Annotated in this window: 21 protein-coding genes; 14 read left to right on the top strand and 7 right to left on the bottom strand. The window is 46.4% G+C overall.

Annotation, left to right across the window (positions count from 1 at the left end; translation table 11 throughout):
- Positions 1 to 13 precede the first annotated feature (13 nt).
- Positions 14 to 433: a VOC family protein gene (locus M662_RS01335; RefSeq protein ID WP_008634926.1), complete on the bottom strand. Its 420-nt coding sequence runs from the start codon at positions 431 to 433 to the stop codon at positions 14 to 16.
- Between the two features lie 142 nt (positions 434 to 575).
- On the opposite strand from M662_RS01335, the gene M662_RS01340 reads away from it, so the two are divergent.
- Positions 576 to 794, top strand: a complete 219-nt coding sequence (locus M662_RS01340) for a hypothetical protein (RefSeq protein WP_008634923.1) — start codon at positions 576 to 578, stop codon at positions 792 to 794.
- A 91-nt stretch (positions 795 to 885) separates the two neighbouring features.
- Here the strand turns inward: M662_RS01340 and M662_RS01345 are convergent, their stop codons facing one another.
- Positions 886 to 1,548: a type 1 glutamine amidotransferase domain-containing protein gene (locus M662_RS01345; RefSeq protein ID WP_008634921.1), complete on the bottom strand. Its 663-nt coding sequence runs from the start codon at positions 1,546 to 1,548 to the stop codon at positions 886 to 888.
- Positions 1,549 to 1,761: 213 nt separating this feature from the next.
- Here M662_RS01345 and M662_RS01350 point away from each other — a divergent pair, with 213 nt between their 5' ends.
- The 7 genes from M662_RS01350 to M662_RS01380 all read left to right on the top strand — a co-directional run bounded on the left by M662_RS01350 (position 1,762) and on the right by M662_RS01380 (position 8,612).
- Positions 1,762 to 2,097: an ArsR/SmtB family transcription factor gene (locus tag M662_RS01350; RefSeq protein ID WP_051349006.1), complete on the top strand. Its 336-nt coding sequence runs from the start codon at positions 1,762 to 1,764 to the stop codon at positions 2,095 to 2,097.
- A gap of 14 nt (positions 2,098 to 2,111) precedes the next feature.
- The gene (locus M662_RS01355) at positions 2,112 to 4,169 is read left to right on the top strand and encodes a heavy metal translocating P-type ATPase (RefSeq protein WP_026578854.1); all 2,058 of its coding nucleotides are present in this window, start codon (positions 2,112 to 2,114) and stop codon (positions 4,167 to 4,169) included.
- Positions 4,170 to 4,319: 150 nt separating this feature from the next.
- The gene (locus M662_RS01360; RefSeq protein WP_026578855.1) at positions 4,320 to 5,810 is read left to right on the top strand and encodes a UDP-N-acetylmuramoyl-L-alanyl-D-glutamate--2,6-diaminopimelate ligase; all 1,491 of its coding nucleotides are present in this window, start codon (positions 4,320 to 4,322) and stop codon (positions 5,808 to 5,810) included.
- Positions 5,811 to 5,971: 161 nt separating this feature from the next.
- Positions 5,972 to 6,907, top strand: a complete 936-nt coding sequence (gene ribF, locus M662_RS01365; protein WP_008634913.1) for a riboflavin biosynthesis protein RibF — start codon at positions 5,972 to 5,974, stop codon at positions 6,905 to 6,907.
- 26 nt (positions 6,908 to 6,933) lie between these two features.
- Positions 6,934 to 7,182: a YuzB family protein gene (locus tag M662_RS01370; protein WP_008634912.1), complete on the top strand. Its 249-nt coding sequence runs from the start codon at positions 6,934 to 6,936 to the stop codon at positions 7,180 to 7,182.
- Positions 7,183 to 7,196: 14 nt separating this feature from the next.
- Positions 7,197 to 7,685, top strand: coding sequence for a DUF1189 family protein (locus tag M662_RS01375; protein WP_026578856.1), 489 nt, complete (start codon positions 7,197 to 7,199; stop codon positions 7,683 to 7,685).
- A gap of 102 nt (positions 7,686 to 7,787) precedes the next feature.
- Entirely contained in the window at positions 7,788 to 8,612 is an 825-nt protein-coding gene (locus tag M662_RS01380) for an aldo/keto reductase (RefSeq protein WP_026578857.1), read from the top strand.
- A gap of 42 nt (positions 8,613 to 8,654) precedes the next feature.
- Here M662_RS01380 and M662_RS01385 read toward each other — a convergent pair whose 3' ends face one another.
- A complete protein-coding gene (locus M662_RS01385) occupies positions 8,655 to 9,236 on the bottom strand; it encodes a CDP-alcohol phosphatidyltransferase family protein (protein ID WP_026578858.1) in 582 nt (193 codons plus the stop codon).
- A gap of 175 nt (positions 9,237 to 9,411) precedes the next feature.
- Here M662_RS01385 and M662_RS01390 point away from each other — a divergent pair, with 175 nt between their 5' ends.
- Positions 9,412 to 9,993: a cell wall hydrolase gene (locus tag M662_RS01390; protein ID WP_008634908.1), complete on the top strand. Its 582-nt coding sequence runs from the start codon at positions 9,412 to 9,414 to the stop codon at positions 9,991 to 9,993.
- Between the two features lie 48 nt (positions 9,994 to 10,041).
- Here the strand turns inward: M662_RS01390 and M662_RS01395 are convergent, their stop codons facing one another.
- Positions 10,042 to 11,454, bottom strand: coding sequence for an alanine/glycine:cation symporter family protein (locus tag M662_RS01395; RefSeq protein WP_008634907.1), 1,413 nt, complete (start codon positions 11,452 to 11,454; stop codon positions 10,042 to 10,044).
- A 145-nt stretch (positions 11,455 to 11,599) separates the two neighbouring features.
- Here M662_RS01395 and M662_RS01400 point away from each other — a divergent pair, with 145 nt between their 5' ends.
- From M662_RS01400 to M662_RS01420, 5 genes are all read left to right on the top strand, one after another.
- Positions 11,600 to 12,196: a flavin reductase family protein gene (locus M662_RS01400; RefSeq protein ID WP_026578859.1), complete on the top strand. Its 597-nt coding sequence runs from the start codon at positions 11,600 to 11,602 to the stop codon at positions 12,194 to 12,196.
- A 174-nt stretch (positions 12,197 to 12,370) separates the two neighbouring features.
- On the top strand, positions 12,371 to 12,748 hold the full coding sequence (locus M662_RS01405; RefSeq protein WP_026578860.1) for a GntR family transcriptional regulator: 378 nt from the start codon (positions 12,371 to 12,373) through the stop codon (positions 12,746 to 12,748).
- Complete coding sequence (locus M662_RS01410) at positions 12,741 to 13,640, top strand: ABC transporter ATP-binding protein (RefSeq protein ID WP_026578861.1); 900 nt, start codon at positions 12,741 to 12,743, stop codon at positions 13,638 to 13,640. The genes M662_RS01405 and M662_RS01410 overlap by 8 nt, the downstream gene beginning before the upstream one ends.
- The gene (locus tag M662_RS01415) at positions 13,615 to 15,630 is read left to right on the top strand and encodes a DUF6449 domain-containing protein (protein WP_026578862.1); all 2,016 of its coding nucleotides are present in this window, start codon (positions 13,615 to 13,617) and stop codon (positions 15,628 to 15,630) included. The genes M662_RS01410 and M662_RS01415 overlap by 26 nt, the downstream gene beginning before the upstream one ends.
- Positions 15,631 to 15,645: 15 nt before the next feature.
- On the top strand, positions 15,646 to 16,164 hold the full coding sequence (locus tag M662_RS01420) for an RNA polymerase sigma factor (protein WP_026578863.1): 519 nt from the start codon (positions 15,646 to 15,648) through the stop codon (positions 16,162 to 16,164).
- 102 nt (positions 16,165 to 16,266) lie between these two features.
- Here M662_RS01420 and M662_RS01425 read toward each other — a convergent pair whose 3' ends face one another.
- The 3 genes from M662_RS01425 to M662_RS01435 form a co-directional block, all read right to left on the bottom strand.
- Positions 16,267 to 16,764 (bottom strand): PCYCGC motif-containing (lipo)protein, encoded by a 498-nt coding sequence (locus M662_RS01425; protein WP_051349010.1) that lies wholly within the window; start codon positions 16,762 to 16,764, stop codon positions 16,267 to 16,269.
- 85 nt (positions 16,765 to 16,849) lie between these two features.
- Complete coding sequence (locus M662_RS01430) at positions 16,850 to 18,487, bottom strand: thiamine pyrophosphate-binding protein (RefSeq protein ID WP_026578865.1); 1,638 nt, start codon at positions 18,485 to 18,487, stop codon at positions 16,850 to 16,852.
- Position 18,488: 1 nt separating this feature from the next.
- Positions 18,489 to 21,308 (bottom strand): sensor domain-containing phosphodiesterase, encoded by a 2,820-nt coding sequence (locus M662_RS01435; protein ID WP_008634882.1) that lies wholly within the window; start codon positions 21,306 to 21,308, stop codon positions 18,489 to 18,491.
- Between the last annotated feature and the right edge of the window lie 57 nt (positions 21,309 to 21,365).

Raw genomic sequence — 21,365 nt, forward strand, 5'->3', positions numbered from 1 at the left:
AACGGCGCGGGGGTTATTTTGTGTCTGGATAATCACAATACTCAATAATGGTACCTTCTGTATCCACCGGGTTTAAGTAGATTAAGCGGCGACCGTGCTTGTTTGTCCGCATCGTCCCATCCAGAGTGCGGATTCCCTGCTGCTCTAATTCCTTCAATGCAGCGTCCAGATCGCCGACATCATAGGCAACATGATGAACGCCTTTTCCCTTTTGTTTAATGAAGCGTGCGATGGGAGAAGTAGTGTTGTTCGTAGGCATTAAAAGCTCTGTGCGCTGCCCGTGAATATCAATGATTGCAATTTCACTCTCCACGCCTTCTGCTTCGTTACGATACCGATCTATGAGCTTTCCCCCAAGGGTTTCTGTATGGAAAGTTATACTGTCCTCGATGTTTCGTACGGCTATACCGATATGATCGAAACGTTTCTCCATGTGTCATTCTCCTTTATGTATGCTGATGATGCTTATTATTCTACCATATTCGAATGACCCGCCTCTTTTACGAGAAGGAAGCACAAACGTACAAGCTGATTAGTTCTATCTACATAGAGTAGGGTATGGGAGGTGAATAGTTATGCCTGCCTGGATCAATCGTAGTTTGAAAATTGTTTCTTCGGCGGTCTTTTATATTGTCGTGACGATAACGCTGCTTGGTGCAGTCTTTCACACATTGGTAACCGGATGGACGATTTGGAAAGCTGTGATGGTCGTCAGCCTGTTCGTTCTTTGGCTGCTTTCTTATATCATTCTCATCCAGAAACTGTATGGGTACTTGTTTGGTAAGCGGCAATAGACGGGCATCATAAGGAAGAGGCACCCTCGTTTAAGGATGGTGCCTCTTCAACACTTTGAAAAAAGGCATCCCAATGGGATGCCTTTTTGTCTTATTTGTTAAGGTGTTTGACTACTTCTTTAGCTACTGCCTCGGTAGATTGTGGGTTCTGACCTGTGATCAGATTGCCGTCTACTTCAACATGAGTGGACCAATTCGGGCCGGTTAACACCGTAGCTCCAAGCTCGTTCAACTTGCTTTCAAGCAGGAACGGCATGTACGCATCAAGCGTAGTGTCTGCTTCTTCTGCATCTGTAAATGCGCTGACACGCTTCCCTTTTACAAGAGGCTCACCACTGGACAAGGTCGCTCCTACAAGTCCCGCCGGGCCGTGGCAGACAGCTGCGACTGTCTTATCCGATTCATAAAAGCTGCGTAGTAGTTGCTGCAGCTTCTCATTGTCCGGGAAGTCAAACATCGTCCCGTGTCCCCCCGGAAGAAAGACAGCATCAAAACCGTCCGCTTCTACGTCGGAAAGTGGTAGTGTATCCTCCAGATGCGGTTTCGTATCAAGGATTTCCTGTGGCTCATCCTCACTGACACTTGCCGGGTCTACTGGAGAAAGGCCGCCTTTCGGACTGGCTACAGTCACTTCATATCCTTGTTTTTTAAATTCGTTATATGCTTCACCGAACTCGGATAACCAAATGCCGGTGGTTTTTCCTTCTGTAATTTGATCGTGGTTCGTTACAATCATTAAAACTTTTTTAGACATTTTCCATTTCCTCCTTCTTTGGTAGCGAATGGACTTCATATTCTAATCCCAAACTCTATTCTATGACAAATGATTTGTTTGAACAGGTGGGGCTGTTCTATTTTTACCCGGTAACAGCAATTATAAAACAGGCTCGTACCGCATTGACAAAAATGGAGAGCCGGCATACGATGAGTATATGAATATATGCGCATATAAGGAAGGTGTCGAATAGTGAGCAAAGAACATAATAAAGAAACCGCTCCTGATAAAGAGGTGGAGGAACTGGATGATGAAACGCTTTTTGTTGTTTCCCAGACGTTTAAGGCGTTATCTGATCCTACCCGCATCCGCATTCTCCATCTGCTTTGTGAACAGGAAATGCCCGTAAACCAAATCGCAGAAACATTGGAATTAAGACAGTCGACCGTTTCTCATCAACTGCGTTTTTTAAAAAATCTGCGTCTGGTGAAGTATAGGAGATCGGGAACTACGCTTTTCTATTCAAATGATGATGAACACGTGATCGACCTCCTGCAGCAAACGATCAACCATGCGCTTCACCATTAAAGGGGAGTTTGATAATGAAGGAATACAAGTTGCAGGGTTTATCCTGCGCCAACTGTGCCGCGGAAATGGAAGCAGAGATAAAGAAGCTGGATAAAGGTCAGGATGCACAGCTTCTATTTAATTCGAGTAAGCTGGTCGTCAGTGAACAGGTCGATTTGGATCGTGTCAGAAAAATACTCCGGTCGGACGGTGCGTCCATGATGGAAGATGGAAAACAGGAGTCCTCCGGTCCCAACATGCTGCACCTCGTCCTCCTTTCGAGCTTCATCTTTGCGGCAGCGCTTGCCGGAGGCAGCGTTCTTCCTCCTGCTCTATTGACTTTCTTATACTTGGCAGCCATAGCGGTCAGCGGGTACAGGACGTTCTTTAAAGGAGCGCAAAACCTGGTTAAGCTGAAGTTCAACATTGATACATTGATGACCATCGCTTTAGTCGGAGCGGTTGCTATTGGAGAATGGAAGGAAGCGACCCTTGTTGCAATTCTGTTTGGTTTGAATGAGTATCTGGAAGGCCTTGGGATGGAGAAGGCCAGAAATTCGATGGAACAATTGCTGAAGGTTGCCCCGAAACAGGCGACGCTGTTGATGGAGGATGGTTCTGAACAGGTCGTTTCAATTGAAGACTTGGTAAAGGGGGACCGGGTTATTGTTAAGGCCGGTGAGAAAATACCTTCTGACGGTAAGGTCCTCTCCGGATACAGCTCCGTCAACGAGGCAGCCATCACCGGTGAGTCGCTGCCTGTTGAGAAGGAAGCGGACCATCTGGTCTATGGCGGGAGTATCAACAATGAAGGGGCATTGATGATTGAAATCACGAAAAGCTATGATCAGTCCTCCTTAGCTAAGATTCTTCAGTTGGTGGAGAAAGCACAGGAAAATAAGACACCCACAGAGCTCTTCATCAATCGTTTTGCAAAATATTACACCCCTCTGATCATGGCTGTTTCTTTGCTTGTGATGATTGTTCCACCTGTTTTGTTCTCCGTTGCCTGGGGAGATGCATTCTACCAGGGGCTGGCCGTACTGATCGTAGGATGTCCGTGTGCCCTCATTTTATCTTCCCCGATTGCCATTCTATCGGGGATAACAAAGAACGCCCGAAACGGAATATTAATTAAAGGCGGAGCCATTCTGGAACAGCTCGGAAATGTCACCAGTATCGCTTTTGATAAAACGGGAACGCTGACGAAAGGAGAGCCGACGGTACAGTCAGTCAAGGTGTATGACGAGGAACGCTTCTATAAGATTGCCCGTGCAGTGGAGTCGCAGTCCTCGCACCCGATTGCTCGTGCCGTTTTGGCCGATCCCAAGGTTCGCGAAGCCCGAGGTTTAGAACCATCTTCTGTAGAGGCCGTTCCTGGAAAAGGCGTTTATGCCATGATTGAAGGCAGGGGGTACTATGTAGGTAGTGAAAAGACGCTTCGGGAACTGGATGTCACCCGGCAGCAGAAGGATGACATAGAAGAGTGTAAGCGCTCCGGTTACTCGCTTGTGATCATCTCTGATGAAAAATCCATTTTAGGCATGTTCGGTGTAGCGGATGAAGTCAGAGAGGAAAGCAGAAGTCTTATCCGCAAGCTTCACAAACTAGGCATTAAACACACAATCATGCTGACAGGGGACCATGAACAGACGGCCCGTAAAGTCGCAGCACAAGTAGGGGTCACCGATGTTCATGCCGAACTGCTGCCGGAACATAAAGTAGAGAAAGTGGAGGCTTGGAAACAGTCAAGCAAAGTAGCTATGGTTGGTGACGGTATCAATGATGCCCCTGCACTTGCCGTTTCGGATCTTGGTATAGCTATGGGGAAAGGGACGGACAGTGCTATTGAAACAGCGGATATCGTGTTGATGCAGGACCATTTAGGCAAACTGCCGAACGCTGTCAGGATAGCCAAGAAGGTGAACCGGATCGTGAAAACGAACATAAGTATTGCTCTCGGCCTTAAGTTGATCGCTCTCTTGTTAACGATCCCGGGATGGCTGACCTTATGGGTGGCTATATTGTCGGATATGGGTGCAACGATCCTGGTGACATTGATCAGTTTGACCGTTCTTATTACAAAGGATTGAACAGGACCCGCTGCCGGGACGTGCAGCGGGATTTTTATATCCGCGGAAAATAGTGGGGAGGTTTCCGCTTATTCTACGCTCCTTCTGTACATACTTTTCACACGAAAAGACGACGATAAAGCATATAACATTTTGTGAGGAAATGAAGCGATGATTATACGAAGGGACCATCTCAAACAATTAAATATACTCGAATGGTACGGACCGGAGGAAGCAATGGTGTCTTCTCTTGCTTTCCACTCTCAGCAAGTAAAGGAGAATACGGCTTTTTTCTGTATTAGAGGGGAGAACTTTAATGGGCATGCTTATATAGAGGATGCGTTGAATTCAGGAGCTTCCATGATTATAGGCAGTGCCCCCTTATTGTTAAAACAGTGGCAGGGAAAGGCGCCGTCTGTCATTTTCGTGGTGTTGGAAGAAGTTCGTTCTGCTATGGCCGTGGCAGCGAAAGTATTTTATAACCACGCTGATCAAGAGTTGAAGACAATCGGTGTGACGGGGACAAATGGAAAGACGACGGTTGCTGCTTATGTCCGTTCCCTCTTAACCCTGCTTGGAATGCGGACAGGGTCGATCGGTACAACAGGAATATGGACATCCCGAGGGAAATTGGAATATAAGAAAAGTACACCGACAACGCCTGAATCGATAGACCTGCACCGGATCTTCCGTGATCTTCGTAACGAAGCGGACGAAGCCGCCGTAATGGAGGTATCTTCCATTGCTCTCGATCAATGTCGCGTGGAAGGAATTGTTTTTGATGTAGCTATCCACACCAACTTTTCGGAGGAGCACCTGGAGTATCATCACACACTGGAACATTATAAAGCCTGTAAGCTCCGGTTGTTCCGTCAAGCTGATCATACAGTTGTCAATGTTGATGATGAAGGCATGTCAAAGGATCTGCTGGAGATGGATGGAAAGCACCGTTTGACATACAGTATCACCGGAGCGGAAGCAGATATTCACGCTTCCGAATTGGAAAGGATGCAGGAAGGATCAAGGTTCCGCCTGTCCTTTCAAGAAATGAGCGAGACGGTTACCGTTCCTGTTTACGGTTCTTACAATGTTGCAAACGTCCTGTCTGCTATCGCTGCAGCTATTCATTTAGGGTACGAGTTTCCAGCTATTCTTCGTGTGCTCCCCTTACTGGAAGGCCCGGAAGGACGATTTCAAGTTATTCCCATAGAAGATGGTCCGACGATAATATTGGATTACGCCCATACTCCTGTTGCGCTGGACAGACTGTTGGAGGAAGTGAAGAACTTGGAGCACAGACGTTTGATTGTCATGATTGCAGGAATTGGAATTCGTGATTTCAGTAAAATGCCTAAGATGGCTGCGACTATAGATGGACGGGCAGATGAAATTGTTGTCACGGTCGATCATCCGGGATACCATGACCCTGCTGCTATCGTCGATCAGGTCATGACGGGGTTCTCCAATCCCGAAGCTGTTCATATTCATAGAACAAATACGCGGGAAGCAGGCGTTCGAAAGTCTCTATCCCTTGCAGGAAGCGGTGATATCGTATTGCTGACAAGCGGTTGTATCAACAATGCGCAAATCGTTAGAGGGGAAGAAATCCCTCATTCTGATGAAGCAATCATTGAAGAATTCTATGCTTCCGTCCTACGTTAAAACAGGCGGATTCTCTTTTAAAAGGGGAATCGGCTTGTTTTTTTATGGGAGGTTGTTTTATAAGGGCAGAATCATTGCAAAATCAGGTGTTGGTTGATTAAATAAAAGGAGATAATATAGAATAGACAGGTTTAATTCAAGTTGGAAGGGATGCTTTGCTAATGGAAACTATCGAAGTCACGGGACGACCGCCGGAAAGTTCCGAACCGAAGGTACTCATTATCGGTAAAATGGACGGCGTCCATCTCGGTCATCAGGCACTGCTGAGAGAAGCGAAGAGCCTGGCAGCCGAAGGAGAGAAGCTGGCCGTGTATGCGTTCTCTGATCATCCGAAATGGGTACTTCGCGGTGATGAAGCATTTAAAGCCTCTTTGTCCACGGATATGGATAAACAGCGTTATCTCAAAGCCTATGGTGTCGAGCTGTACTATCACGTTCATTTTACGAAAGAATATGCCAAAACGTCTCCGGAAGAATTTGTTTTGGAACATTTAAATCGTTTAAATATCCGACATGTCGTCGTCGGGGAAGATTTCCGATTTGGGAAGGGCAGAGGATCGGACGCCGAAGGGCTGAAAGAACTCTGTGCATCCATCGACATTGGAGTTTCTATCGTTCCGGGTGTGCTGATGCACGGGGATAAAGTGAGCAGTACAGATATCCGGAATCATGTGATGGGAGGCAGAATGGAAGCTGCCCAGTCGATGCTCGGCCGCCCCTTTGAAGTAACAGGGGTTGTTGAAAAAGGCCAGCAGCTCGGTCGTACGCTCGGGTATCCGACGTTGAACGTAGGTGGGATTGACGCTTACGTGAATGTGAAACCGGCCGTCTATCTTGGAACGGTCCAGATCGGATGGGACAAGCCGGAGTATCACTACACGTTAATCAGTGCCGGTTACCGCCCGACCGTGAACGGGGATTCTTATAAAGTCGAAGCATACTTGCTGGACTTCTCCGGTGACTTGTACGGTCGGGAAGTTACGGTGCAATTTCTGCGTCATCTCAGAGATGAAGTGAATTTCAATGGAATGGATGCACTCGTCGAACAGATGAAGCACGACGAAGAGGAAGCACGAAGCATTTTAGGTTTAGCTTGATAACATCTTAGAAAGGGGTACGCACGATGGGGATTGTAGTCGTAGAAGTTTGTGACGGGAACTTGATCAATGAATTGGATATTGAGGGTCTGATCGAGTCCGAATACCCGGAAGTGGCTGTACTCATGAATGATTGTCTATCTTTCTGCGGTATGTGCGCCGTGCGTCCTTACGCCATTGTCAACGGCCACAGGGTATTCGGTAAGACACCCGAAGAAGCATTGGATAAAATCCGCAGAAAAATTGAAGAAGAACTGGCGATTTACGCTGAATAAGGCGGGATGAGACGATGGGATTCCTTGATTCCTTGATGAACAGTCTGCGTTTACCGAAGAAAGAAGCCATGTTCCGCTTGAATAGAAAAGGGATCACCCACACGATCGGCTATTTATTTATTCTTCTGGCCCTGTTGTTCCTGCCGGATATGGTTGCAACAATCGTTCATATGGAAACGAATTTGACGGAGATTTCCCGTGGGCGGTATGTGGTTCAGTTTTTAGTCTTTTACCCATTGTTGATCATTTTTATCATATTGGTCGGCATTTCCCTGCTGGCTGCTGCGAGTATGCTGCTCAGGAGAGTGCTTTCGAGAAAACTCATTTATCAGCAGCTTTGGAAATTGTCCGCTTATGCTGTCACGCTGCCATTGATTCTAAGCGTTGTTCTGAAATATATGGAGGTGCCTGATCGTTACAGTGCCCTGTTATTTCTGATTATTTTCGGTTTCTTTATGTACAAAATGATTATCGTCTATCCGAAAGTACCTGCCAAGGCGTGATCCTGCAGGTGCTTTTTTGTTTGAGCAGATTCATCTATGGGTACGGAACTAGTGTGCTACAATATTCGTGAATGAAACCCTGATCAGAAAAGGAGAATGACAATGAAAACAGTTACGTTACATAACACCATTGAAATGCCGCAGCTTGGCTTTGGTGTTTGGCAAGTAGAAGAGAATGACGCAGTACCTGCTGTTACGAAAGCGATCGAAACGGGTTACCGTTCCATCGATACAGCTGCCATTTATGGGAACGAGAAGCAAGTCGGCGAAGCGATTCGTCAAAGCGGCGTTTCCCGTGACGAGCTGTTCATTACAACCAAGGTCTGGAATACGGACCAAGGATATGACAATACGATTCAAGCACTGGAAACAAGCCTGGATAAACTCGGTCTTGATTACGTGGATCTTTATTTGATTCACTGGCCGACTCCGGAATTTGATGAATATGTAGAGACGTATAAAGCACTGGAACAACTGCAAAAAGACGGCAAAGTGAAAGCAATCGGCGTGTGTAACTTCGAAATCGAACATCTGCAGCGTCTGTTGGATGAATGTGAAGTGAAGCCTGCCGTCAACCAAGTGGAATGCCATCCTTACCTGGCACAGAACGAATTGAAAGACTTCTGCCGTCAACACGGCATTCACCTGGAAGCATGGAGTCCATTGATGCAGGGCGGAGAAATCCTGAAAAATGATTCCGTACAGGCCATTGCTGAGAAACACAGCAAGACTCCGGCGCAGGTTATTATCCGCTGGCACTTGCAGAACGATACGATCGTTATTCCAAAGTCCATTACACCTTCCCGAATTGAAGAGAACTTTGATGTTTTCGATTTCGAGCTGACTGCGGAAGATATGGACGCAATTAATAAATTGGACCGTGGTGAGCGTAAAGGTCCGAAACCTTCTGAAATGAACGTTCGATAAATATAAAAAAAGGAGCCGGCATTTCGAAGCCGGCTCCTTTTTTTATTTTAAAATCCTTTTTGCCTCCATGAAGCGTTGACCGCCTGTGAACAGTTCGACGCCGATGAATAAGAGCGTCGACCAAAGAAGGAAGTCAGGGAAGAGGAGCATGAGACTGAAAAGGATGAAACCTTCCGTCCGCTCCGCCAAGCCTGCTTGATAGTAGAATGATTTAATCCCGGATCTATCCGATACCGCTCCAACTACGAGAAAGATAGTCATGGAGATAATGATCGAAACACTTAACAACAGGAGCGGCCATAGGACTTCAGGGTGAACGTATGCGATAGCCAGTATCATCCCGATTTCCACAATCCGGTCGAAGGTTACGTCCATCACTGTGCCGAATGGCGAACTACTCGTACTTCGAGCCATTGTTCCGTCTACGGCATCCAGAAACCCGGACAGCCATAAGAGAAGGACGGCAATGACCGGCTGCCCGAGGACATAAAGGACACTTGTCCCTACGCCTGCCACGAGTGCCGCAATGGTCACTTCATTGGGGGTTCGGCCCATATGTATGAGCTGCTCAGCTGTCTTCTTAATGACTGGTTCTACATATTTCCTTGCGTGAGTATCTAACATGACAACACCTACTTTTATCTAATCCATATTCTTTACCCAAAAGCATCCGTCCCTAGACTTCGAATAGAGCGTTCAACGGTTCACAAGGCTGGTAATCTTGGAAAGAATTAATAATGAATTCATCTGACCTCTATGTTACCTTGTAATAGATCAAATTCAAGGAGGTAGAAGGATAGTGTTTAAGAAAGTTTTGATGTCTGGAATCGCCGCTGTCGGCGTTCTTGCTTTGTCATTCCCACAGCTGAGTTCTGCCGAAGTGAAGATGCATAACGTAAAGCAGGGCGATTCTATTTATAAGATTGCCCAAAATTATGGAATTTCAGCCGATCAGTTGGCGGCTATGAATGATAAAAAGGGAGACGAAATCCATCCTGGAGAGCAGTTGAAGCTTCCTGTGATGCTCAACGAAGGGGAAAAAGACTTATTGGCCCGTCTTGTTGAAGCAGAAGCAAAAGGGGAGAGCTATGCTGGTAAGGTAGCTGTAGCTACGGTTGTTCTGAACCGGATCGAGAGCGATATTTTTCCGGATACGCTGTATAACGTCATCTATGATGGGTACCAGTTCTCGCCGGTATTGAACGGGACTATTGAGCAGCCTGCTGGTGAAGAATCCAAGCGTGCGGTGGAAGAGGCGTTGGATTACCAAGGTTATGACCGCGAATCCATCTTTTTCTATAACCCCGATAAAGCACAAAGTGATTACTTGAGTAAGAAAGAAGTAACGACAGTAATCGGTAACCACGTGTTCATGAGATAACAAAGAAGCACCCTGTAAGGGGTGCTTCTTTGTTTATTAGAAATAGGATCAGCTGGCGTCTTCTTCGTGAAAGAGTTCCACTTCTCTTTTCTTTCGGCGTTTTTTATACACGCGGTCGATGTAATCGTCTGTTAATGCTGCCACTTCTTTATGAAGGAACAGCAGCGGGATGATGTTGGCGAGCAGGACAAATGCCAGAAGCAGATCCAGGAAGTTCCAGACGAACTGCAGTCCGCCTATTGCCCCGACAAAAACCGCGAGAATATATACGATCCGCATAAACTTCGCAGCTTTCAATCCGTATAGATATTCCGCTTGTTTCTCTCCATAGAAAACGAGAATACCTATCGTAGTAATAACGAAGAAAATGAGGAAGACGCTGATAAAGCTGCTTCCAAAGGCATCTCCGAATTCACTGCCGATGGCGACATTGATCATGTTGGATGCATCGCTTCCTTCCACTTCTCTCCATGCACCTGTTACGAGTACGGTTAAGCCCGAAATTGTACAAATAACGATTGTATCGACGAAGACACTGACCATGCCCCACATCGCTTGTTTGGATGGATGATCGGTTTTAGCAGCAGCGTGGGCGATTGGTGCTGTTCCAAGGCCTGCTTCGTTGGAATACAGTCCCCGGGCAATTCCCCATCTGAGAGCTGCGGCAATTCCGGCACCTGCGAATCCTCCGGTAGCGGAAATAGGAGTAAATGCATGGGTGAAAATCAGGCTGAATACGTTAGGAATCTGCTCGATATTTGCAAAAATTACATATAAACAGATACCTACATACACCAGCACCATACCTGGAACCATCTTGTCCGTAACTTTGGCAATACGCTTAATGCCGCCGAATACTACAAGGGCGATGGCTGCACACATGACAGCACCGGTAATATAAACGGGCCATCCAAAGGCACCCTCCGTTTGGGTAGCAATCGAATTCGATTGGACCATAGCACTTGGTATCAACTCAATCATCAGGAAGAAGGCGAAGGCGGTGGAGACCCATTTCCATCCTAGGGCTTTCTTTATGTAGTATTGCGGGCCGCCTACCCATTCGTTGTTTTTATTTTTTTCGCGGTATTTCATTCCCATCAGGATTTCACTGTACTTCGTAGCCATTCCGATCAGAGCTACGACCCACATCCAGAACAGTGCGCCGGGTCCTCCGAGAGAAATCGCGACCGGTACCCCAACAATATTGGTTGCACCTGCCGTAGAGGCGAGTGCGGAAGTGAATGCCTGGAAGGGTGTAATCGTCCCCTTTTTCTTCGTCTTCTTGAAAATCTGTCCGATTGTTTGATGAAGAATATGTCCGAAAAAACGGAACTGAAAAAAGCGGATACGGATAGTGAGAAAAATGCCGCCGGCGATAAGGATGATCGCGAGCGGGTAAGTCCATAGGAAATCGGAAATGGCTGCGATTCCTGCCTTGATACTATTCCATGTCTCTAACAAGATTTTGTCTCCTCTCCATATCAATAGATACCCATATATTCCCTTATTTTAATTTGTTAAACAATAACAGGAATTCATAGGAGTGTGAAAATTTAGAATATAATTTATCATTGTATTATACAAGTCTTTTCAAGGAGGAAGAATTATGTTAATTAAAGAGGTGGACTTTAAGGACCATTATATGAACAAACTTATTAAAGGCGCAGTCGTACCAAGGCCGATTGCCTGGGTATCAACCGTCAATAGCAAAGGCGGACGTAACTTGGCGCCTTTCAGTTTCTTCACGGTAGCGTCTATGGATCCGGTGACTTTATGTTTTTCGGTTGGAGAAGGGAAAAGAGAAAAGGATACACTGACAAATATTAAGGAAACAGGTCAATTCATTATTAATATCGTTACGGAACGACTTGCTAATGCCATGCACGAAAGCAGCAAGAGTTATGATGCCGGAGTCGATGAATTCATTATGGCAGAAGTGGAAGCAGAAAATGGAGAAACGGTCCGCGTTCCCCGGGTCAAAGAGTCTCCGGTCCACATGGAATGTGAATTAGACCGTATTATAACGATAGGAGCCGGTCATTTAGTACTTGGAAAATTGGTTGGTTACCACGTGGAGGAGGAGGTGTACATGGAAGGGGATAAAGTGGACCCGGAGAAGCTCCGACCTGTAGGGAGAATGGGTGGGAATTACAACATGGTTCGGGATTTCTACTCTCTTCCTAATTCAGACCTTCCTTCCTAGTAGAAGATCGTGCGGTATTCCGCACGATCTTTTTTTATGGGCGTCTGCCCGGCCTTTCTTGCCATGGATAATACCTTTCACAAAAAAACACTTTGCAAATGACATATTCTGCTTTATACTACTGTATTATGAGTAGTAATACAGTTAATACACCTAAGAAATGGAGGTGGATAAATGTTTGAATTGGATGTTCGAAGCCGTAAACCGATTTATGAACAGTTGGTGGAGAAGCTGAAACAGCTGATTATCCGTGGAGTCCTGAAGGGAGATGAGAAGCTTCCTTCCGTACGGGAACTTGCTCAACAACTGACGATAAATCCTAATACCATTCAGAAGGCGTACAGGGAATTAGAATCCCAGGGCTACATTTATTCTTTAAAGGGAAAAGGAAGTTTCGTCCATCCGGAGCGGAACGTAAATAACGATGAGGAGTTGAGGAAGATGAAGGAAGCGTTGAAGAAGCTGTTTGCAGAAGCATTGTATCTCGGTATGACACCGAAAGAAATAGCCTCCCTTCTTCGTGAAGTAGAGGGTGGTGAACAGAATGATTAATGTGAAGGGTTTACATAAATCCTTTCAAAAGGAGAAGATCTTGAACGATGTTACTTTTCAAGTAGGCGAGGGATCGATTTACGGCCTTTTAGGGTCCAACGGAGCTGGAAAAACCTCCCTGATGAGGATCTTGGCCGGAATACTGAAGCAGAGTGACGGGCTTGTACAGATAGGTGGACAGCAGGTGTTTGAAAATGAGGACACACAGCAGAAAGTCTTGTTCTTATCAGACTCTTTGTATTTTCATCCTCAGTATACGACTCGTCAGATGGCTAATTACTACCGGTCCATGTATAAGGCATGGAGTGAAGAGCGATATGAAGCATTGAAAGAGGTATTCCCTTTGGATGAGCACAAGAAAATAAGCCGGTTTTCCAAAGGAATGCAGCGACAGGTTGCGTTTTGGCTGGCGATGTCCTCGAACCCCGATGTGCTTATTCTCGATGAGCCGTTCGATGGTCTGGATGCAGTGATGAGGCAGAGAGCACGAAGTTTGATCATTCAGGACGTTGCCGAGCGGCAGATGACCGTGCTTATCTCTTCTCATAATTTAAGAGAAGTGGAAGATATCTGTGATCACGTCGGTATTCTGCATAAGGGGGAACTTTTACTGGAAAGAGACTTAGATGATTTGAAAGAAGATGTCCATAAAATCCAGGTAGCCTTCCGCGATCAAGAAACCTCCGTTACATCTATCGGACTGGATCTCCTTTATCACGAAAAGCGCGGCAGTGTGAATCTATTGATCGTCCGCGGTAAAGAAGAAGAGGTCGAGCGTTCGATAAGAGCGCAGCATGCGCTCATCTATGACCGGCTGCCTTTAACGCTGGAAGAAATCTTCATCTACGAAATGGGAGGTGCAGGATATGCCTTTGAAAACATCCTCGTTTAACCGGGAAATTATTAAGCAGGATTACCGGAACGTCGGCTGGATTGCTATTGTCTATTTCTTCGGTCTTTTCTTTTTCGGACCGATGCAGGTGTGGATGAGTATGAGTCAGAAGGAGCCGGACTTCTATAACGGCACAGGAATGTTCGAAGGAGCCTTTCTGTATGAAGCCCAGGTCGTCTTCGTTTATCTTCTTCCGGTTTTGATGGCCATATTTCTATTTCGCTATATACAAGTGAGAGGAGCGGCAGACTTTGCGCACAGCTTCCCGGTAAAACGTCCCGCATTGTTTATGCATCACATCCTTTCCGGAGCCTCCTTACTGCTTGCACCGATTCTGTTGAATTACATTCTTCTGCTTGTGACAGCTCTTGCAGCGGATGTAAGTGCGTATTACACATTGGGGAATCTGGGTTACTGGCTTCTGTTAATGGTTGTCATAACGCTGTTGTTTTTCAGCGTTACGGTATTCATCGGAATGCTTACAGGATTGTCTGCTGTCCAGGGAGTGTTAAGTTACATATTCCTTTTACTTCCGGCAGGTCTTTATGCTCTCATCTCGTACCTGTTGTCATCAACCGTGAAGGGTTTCTCACAAAATGTCATTCTTAATGAATCGCTGGATAAGTTCTCACCGCTTTTGGACATCGTTGTCTTTGAGAGAAGCTATTATGTTTCTGGTGAAGGAGAAGTCGCAGGGGAACTGCCGGTTGCCAATATGAGCTTGCTTATATACGGAGCAGCAGCTGTCTTTTTCTATTTTGCCGCCCTGTATTTGTACAAAAAGCGACCGCTGGAAGCTGCTTCCAATGCCTTGGCGTCTCCGATCCTGCACCCTGTTTTTAAGTTTGGCACAATGTTCTGTTCCGCATTGTTTGGAGGGATGTACTTTGGCCTGACGCAGAATTCTCATTCCTGGATGATTGCAGGGTTCGTTATCGGAGGAACGATCGGATACTTATTGATCGTCATGTTAATTGAAAAGACCTGGAGAATTTTTATCTGGAAGCATGCGAAAGGCTGGGCAGGCTATGCGTTGATCACCGCGGTGATGATTGCTGTCATTCCATTCCTTTGGAAGGGATATGAATCCTATATTCCAAGTGCCGGGGAAGTGGAGAAAGTGTACTTCGGAAACGGCTACTACCAATATGAAGAATCCCAGCGGGAAGGAAGCAATTACTCGTTTGTCCGTTCGAAGGAAGCCATTGAGCAGGTGAGGGCTGTCCATGAATCGTTAATAGCAGAAAGCGAACCTCTTGAAAAATCCGGGGAAGACTTCTTTATCGGTTATCAACTGGACAATGGTAAAGAAGTGCTCCGCCAGTACTACGTGGACAGAAAAGAGATTACGGAAGGCTTGAAGGAATTGTATGAAACAGAAGAATATAAAAATATGCATTATCCAATTCTTCAAGCGGATATGTCAAATATTGGGAAGGTGGATCTATATCCTGTAACGAATGGCAGTGAGATGCCGAGGTTGTACGATCCAGAAAAAATCAGTGGTTTCGTTGAAGCATTGCGGAAGGACTTGGAAGGACTTACTTATGAAGAAATGGTTGATCCGAAAGGGTTTGGAACCAATATTGACTTTACGGTGTCCGGAATGGAGAATCGAGGCTTCTTGTCTACCAGTGTCTATCCTTCCTACGAACATACAATGGAATGGCTGAAGGAAGAAGATCTTTATGAAGAGGTAATGGTTGATTCATCCATGGTGGATAAAGTGGAAGTGTATCCGCTTGGAAATGATAAATATGACACGTACGATTTCGAAGGCTATGCAATGGCGCTTCAAGGAGAAGGATATACTCCGATGACCCTGAACAGTGCGGATCAAATAGAAGCTGTCATGAATGCAGACGAAAACTGGAGAGAGAACGGGTACCTTTTCGTCTATTATCTCAAAGGGGAAGACTCGGAAAACAAGGTGTACTTAAGTATGGAGGAAGCGGAAGCTCCTGATTTTGTTAAGGAAAACTTTGAATAAGGGAGAGACATGAGGATGGATTTCCGTGACATGTATGAACAGTTTTACCAAAGGGTTTATTATACAGCTTTGAAAGTGACCAGGGATGCTTGTGCGGCGGAGGATATCCTTCAGGAGACTTTCATGAAAGCACATGAGAAGTGGGAAGAAATCAGGGATCAAGGTAAGGCAGGTGCCTGGTTGGCTACGATTGCCCATCGGAAGGCTATTGATTACCTCCGGAAAGAGAAACGTACACAGGTGGTTCCGTTGGAAGAAGCATTGACACAGCCTTCCAAAGAATCCCCATTCTCGGAAGTGGAACATACCTGCGTCCTTCATCAAATGGAAGAGGGGATAAGGAAACGTGTCAGCTTGTTATCTCCGAAGCTCCGCGATGTTTTTCAGCTCCATGTAACCCGGCAAATGTCAGAAGGGGAGATTGCGCAAGAGTTGAATATTTCCCTCTCCGCTGCTAAGTCCCGATTACACAGAGCCAGAAAAGCTGTTAAAGGAAAGATGACAGAGGAATGGAATTTTGGGGAAATTGCCTGACTAGTACGGTTATAATATTGACGGGCGCTCTTTCTCGACAGCCTGAAAAATCCGAACGCACGGATGCGTTCGGATTTTTTTCTTTGAAAAGTGTGGACAGCACTAGATATCCGGCGTCGGCGTTGGATCTGCGTAGCCTTGGTTGTAGGTTTCGTCAATGATCGAGCGAATTTCCTTTACAGACTTTCCTTCTTCGGAAGCGACGATAGCTTGGGCGGCTATCTCCAGGCAAACACCGCATTTCGTTCCGTGGTTGTCCCATTCTATCGAACCGTTTTCCTCTTGGGCGTGGACGAAGCAGTCGTAGTTGCTCGTATGTCCGACGCTCTCGCCACATCCGCAGTAGCAAGGCATGGATTCCAATAATCCTCGATACGCCGGTACGGCTGCATAGATCGTTTGAATGTTGTCGGGCTGTTCTGTTAAAAAATTCGGAAGCTTGGAGGCAGAACTTGTTGTTTCACGGATATCGCCGTTGACGTGCATCGCTTTTTCTTCATGGGTGTGTTGTTCCGTCTCTGATTCTTCCTCTAATGTAGAGCAGCCGGAAAGAGACAGTCCGACAGCAAAGCTGACAGTAAGCAGTTTCAGTGATTTCAATAGGAGGCACCCTTTTCTGAGGTAGGATAGTTCCATCATAAGAAGGGTCACTTCTAAAAAGCAATCGCAATCTTATAAAACGGCATTATTTCCCGAAAGAAGACAAAAATTTCACCCTGTCACCCATTGGCGGAATGTTGTCATCCACTAAGGAAATCTCAAGAAGAGAGGGACCGTCTGCAGGGAGAATTTTCGCTATGGTTTCTGTATCTATATCTTCCAACGTCTCTATTCGAACACTTGGAATACCCATAGAGGCAGCCATCTCCGCGATAGCGACAGGCTTTTGGCCGAAGCGTTCGTGCGCCCGCTTATACTGAAGAGCGTGGCCGTGGTGGACCATCCCCAGCCGGGCGTTATTCATGACGATGAATAATACGGGAATGTCGTATTCCTTAGCCGTCAAAATTTCCATTCCGTGCATGAAGAAGCAGCCATCCCCCGTAATGCTCACCGTAGGCCTGTCTGGATCGGCAAGCTTGGCGCCTATGGCACTGCCTATTCCGCTTCCCATAGCACCGAAGTGGACGTTGATATCGAAAGAGTCGGCAGACCGAACCGGCATATGGTGAATAACATAGGACATAAATTCGCCAATGTCGATCGTGAATCTTGTAGAGGCGGGTAGTAGTTCCTGGAGGGCGTGTAATACATTCTGAGTATTGTACTCATCTCTGTCGTTCCTATGTTTCTCCCGAACAGGAACAGCAACCTCTGCAGGATTATAATCTCCTGATTTCAAAGCGGTCGTCAGGGAAGAAATCGTTACATCCAGGTCTCCGTGTAAAGGAAGGTCCACATTGTATCTGCGGTTAAAGACCGTCGCATCGTAATCGACCTGAATCGTGTACTTGCTTCTCGTCAAATGTGGGTTCCAATTGTTTGTAGCGGTTTCTCCCAAACTGCTGCCTAATATAAGAATCGTTTCTACTTCAGAATCGTGGACGAGTGTGCTTGCCTGCTCATGACCGGCGAATCCGAAGACACCCTGATGGAGCGGATGGTCGTCAGGAATATACCCTTTTGCCTGAGGCGTTGTGATGAACGGCCAATGGAGAAGTTCGGCTAATTCTAGAGCATCTTTAACCGCGCCTCTTATCCCCTGCCCGAGCAAAATCATTCCTTTCTTTGTATCCGCGAGTTTATCAGCAGCCTCAGCAATCAACTCATCGCGGGGAAGAAGTTTTGTACGCTGCGGGAACGAAGGGATGGAAGGTGGAGCAATACTTTCCAACTGCACATCGATAGGCATGGCGATGTGGACTGGCCCGGGGACTCCGGTCATGGCGATCTCCACAGCTTTATGAATTTCAGGGAGCAGTTCTTCCGCACGGTCTACTCGCTGGCTGTACTTCGTCACGGATTGATAGATCGGATCAGCATGTAATTCCTGTGACGCATTTAAACCTACTGTATCAACGGGGACGGCACCAGTCAGAAACAATACGGGCAGGTGCTCCCTCATGGCATTGGCAGCACCTGTTACTAAGTTGGTTGCCCCCGGACCGCTGCTTGCTATACATACGCCTAAAGAGCCGGAGTATTTAGCGTAGGCGGCAGCCATATAGGAAGCAGCCCCCTCGTGCTTCGTCACTACTGGAGTTATGGAAGGTGTATCATACAGCTCGTCAAAGAAGGCGTTGACCGAACCGGCGGGTATACCAAACACGTGCGTCACATTACCGTTTACGAGATAATCCATAACGGCTTTCACAGCTTTCATATCAATCCACCTCATTTCTTAATAATTGAAGGAAATTTTCCTCAAATCTGTCTGCCGGAAGGGGGCGGCTGTAGTAATAGCCCTGAACCCAATTACAACCGTGTTCCCTCAGGAATCGTGCCTGCGCTTCATTTTCCACACCCTCTGCAATTGCGTTCAAATGAAGACTGTTTGCTAATGTAATAATGGTCTTAGTAATAGCAGCATTGTTCGGGTTTGTAGTGACGTCATCGATGAAAGATTTATCAATTTTCAGAGTGTGGACAGGGAAATCTTTTAAATAGCCGAGCGAAGAGTATCCGGTCCCGAAATCGTCAATCGATATTTGCACACCGAGATTTTTCAATTCGGCTATGGTTTTAAGCGTTTGTTCCGTGTTGTGAATAATCAAGTTTTCGGTAAGCTCCAGCTCCAGGTTATGAGGAGGAAGGCCGGTATCTTTTAATACCATCTCCACAAAAGGGACAAGGGCCTTTTGGTTAATCTGCTGTGGAGATAAGTTGGCAGAGATGACCAATGACTGTTGACCGGAGTCGTACCAGTTCTTCATTTGTTTACACGTTTGCTCAATAACCCATTCTCCCAGAATAGTTACGAGCCCTGTTTCCTCTGCTAACGGAATGAACTGACTGGGAGACAGTAGTCCCAGCTTTGGATGATCCCAGCGTATGAGCGCTTCAGCTCCAATCAACTGGTCTGTGCGGAGATCGAATTTTGGCTGGTAGTGAAGTTCGAATTCATCGCCTCGTTGGAGTGCTTTAAAGAGGTCATTCTCTAGTTGAATCTGCTCGATGGCTTTGGTGTCACTGCCAGCGCTGAATAACTGAAATTGATTTCCGGACAGCCCTTTTGCTTTGTACATAGCGGCATCGGCATGTTTGATCAGCGTTTCCGCGTTTTCCCCATTATCCGGGTAAATACTGATACCAATGCTCGTTTTCATAGCTACTTCCTGTTCTTGTATAAGGAAGGGTTCGTCGAAAGAGCGGAGAATTTTCTGGGCACAGATCACTGCATCTTCCGTTCCTTCAATGACAGGAAGCAGGATGGTGAATTCATCCCCGCCCTGCCTGGATACGGTGGCTTCTTTCGGGATGGCCCGCTGGAGACGTTTCGCTACTTCTTTAAGCACGGAATCTCCGAAGCTGTGTCCGAATGTGTCGTTGATCTTCTTAAAACGGTCCAAATCGAGAAATAAAATAGCCATAGGGCGGCTGTTGGATTGTGCGTAGCTCAATGCCTGATAGAGGCGGTCTTGAAAAAGCACGCGGTTCGGAACATTTGTGACGCTGTCATAGTAAGCGTGGTATTTAATTTTCTCTTCCATTTGCTTACGTGACGTGACATCTTTAAAAGTGACGACATATCCGACCGTTTTCTGACCTTCTTTCTGTGGATTAATAACGTACTCAACAGGAAAAATCGTTCCGTTTACCGTAAAGAAGAAGTGATCCTGTGTAAGCTGGTCCCGCTTCTCTTCATACATTTCAATAAACTCCGCCGGGGGTTCCATTCCTGAAGCTTCCCAGGCAAATATGTGAGAATAGGGGAGGTCAATCATTTCTTTTTCCCCCTTATACCCAAGGAGACTTGTCGCAGAAGGGTTGGCAAAGGTGATTCTCCCATCCAAGTTCAAACCGAATATTCCTTCTCCGGCAGAATTCAGGATTAAATCTTTCTCCCTGCTGAGCTGTCTGAGTTCCGTGATTGCTTCTTCCAGTTCTGCGTTCTTGCTGGAAAGCTCCGAGGTCCGTTCATGGATGATCATTTCCTGCTTTTCTATATAAATCAAGTTGAAAAGGACGGGGGCTGTAGCATCAACAATGGACTCGGCCAATTGGCGTACAGAAGCAGAATAAACACCACGCTCTTCGGTCAAGTCGACGACAGCGATTGCTCCAAGCACCTCTCCGAGAGAGACAAGTGGGATCATATAGAGACCACGTATCCCGAACTGCCTGCAAATCTCATGATGGACACGTTCATCCTTGTCCACATCCGGAATGAAAATGGATTTCTTCGTTTGAATAACTTCCTGGAATACGGCATCTTCCCTGTGGTTGAACGCCACCCTCGTGTGCGTGTTCTTCCAATCTTCCTCAGTCCACTCACTGTCTTTACTCAGACTTGCCGGCTGCAGGTTGTGTTCCGCTGCCGGATCGATGAAATGGGCGCCGATATTCGGGTTATTCAAAATCCCCCCCAAGTAATGGAAACACTTATCCAGTGCTTCTTGAAGTGAGGAGCAGTGGGATAATTCTCTGGTCACGTTCAACAGCATTTGCTTATCAGCAATCAGCCTTTCCTTCCTGGAGAGGCTGTTCGCATTACGAATGGCTACAGCAGCCATATTAATGTAGGCTTGAACTGTTTCGATCTCCGATTCTGTCAAATTCATTGGTGTCCCATAATCGAAAAGAAAGACAAGACCGTAGAGTTCTTCTGCGTAGGAGATCGGTGCTACGAGGAGGGAGTTGATCTTAAAAGCTTTCACTGCACGTTGATCTGGACGTTCATCTTTAGATGTATCAGGTATATAGATCGCTCTTCCAGTTTCAATAACTTCTTTAGCAAGGTTATCCTGCTCCGGATCGACGATATGCATGTCGAGAGTCATACCGTTGATCAGCGCCGGTTTTCCGACATACCCTTGATACGTACCGTCTTCTCTTGGTAAATAAATGCCGACGGAGTCACATCGCATGATTTCTTCTGAGATGGCTGTGACGACATGTTCTAATACTTCGCGCAGATCCAGCTTCGTGTTGATCAACTTCGTAATTTGTGCCAGGCGGGAATATCTAGTTTGTTCTTCAGCCATTTCGTAACCCCCTTCATGTGTTCATCATGTGATAGTGTTCGACTATAATAGAGAACT

Source organism: Bacillus sp. SB49, from assembly GCF_000469135.2.
Classification (GTDB): Bacteria; Bacillota; Bacilli; order Bacillales; family Halobacillaceae; genus Halobacillus.

Bases quoted from the DNA above. Each gene is read 5' to 3' on its own strand.
- M662_RS01415 (WP_026578862.1), top strand. From the start codon at position 13,615: ATGCCTTTGAAAACATCCTCGTTTAACCGGGAAATTATTAAGCAGGAT.
- ribF (WP_008634913.1), top strand. From the start codon at position 5,972: ATGGAAACTATCGAAGTCACGGGACGACCGCCGGAAAGTTCCGAACCG.
- M662_RS01405 (WP_026578860.1), top strand. From the start codon at position 12,371: ATGTTTGAATTGGATGTTCGAAGCCGTAAACCGATTTATGAACAGTTG.
- M662_RS01335 (WP_008634926.1), bottom strand. From the start codon at position 433: ATGGAGAAACGTTTCGATCATATCGGTATAGCCGTACGAAACATCGAG.
- M662_RS01370 (WP_008634912.1), top strand. From the start codon at position 6,934: ATGGGGATTGTAGTCGTAGAAGTTTGTGACGGGAACTTGATCAATGAA.
- M662_RS01355 (WP_026578854.1), top strand. From the start codon at position 2,112: ATGAAGGAATACAAGTTGCAGGGTTTATCCTGCGCCAACTGTGCCGCG.
- M662_RS01340 (WP_008634923.1), top strand. From the start codon at position 576: ATGCCTGCCTGGATCAATCGTAGTTTGAAAATTGTTTCTTCGGCGGTC.
- M662_RS01345 (WP_008634921.1), bottom strand. From the start codon at position 1,548: ATGTCTAAAAAAGTTTTAATGATTGTAACGAACCACGATCAAATTACA.
- M662_RS01380 (WP_026578857.1), top strand. From the start codon at position 7,788: ATGAAAACAGTTACGTTACATAACACCATTGAAATGCCGCAGCTTGGC.
- M662_RS01410 (WP_026578861.1), top strand. From the start codon at position 12,741: ATGATTAATGTGAAGGGTTTACATAAATCCTTTCAAAAGGAGAAGATC.
- M662_RS01435 (WP_008634882.1), bottom strand. From the start codon at position 21,308: ATGGCTGAAGAACAAACTAGATATTCCCGCCTGGCACAAATTACGAAG.
- M662_RS01430 (WP_026578865.1), bottom strand. From the start codon at position 18,487: ATGAAAGCTGTGAAAGCCGTTATGGATTATCTCGTAAACGGTAATGTG.
- M662_RS01400 (WP_026578859.1), top strand. From the start codon at position 11,600: ATGTTAATTAAAGAGGTGGACTTTAAGGACCATTATATGAACAAACTT.
- M662_RS01420 (WP_026578863.1), top strand. From the start codon at position 15,646: ATGGATTTCCGTGACATGTATGAACAGTTTTACCAAAGGGTTTATTAT.
- M662_RS01375 (WP_026578856.1), top strand. From the start codon at position 7,197: ATGGGATTCCTTGATTCCTTGATGAACAGTCTGCGTTTACCGAAGAAA.
- M662_RS01385 (WP_026578858.1), bottom strand. From the start codon at position 9,236: ATGTTAGATACTCACGCAAGGAAATATGTAGAACCAGTCATTAAGAAG.
- M662_RS01360 (WP_026578855.1), top strand. From the start codon at position 4,320: ATGATTATACGAAGGGACCATCTCAAACAATTAAATATACTCGAATGG.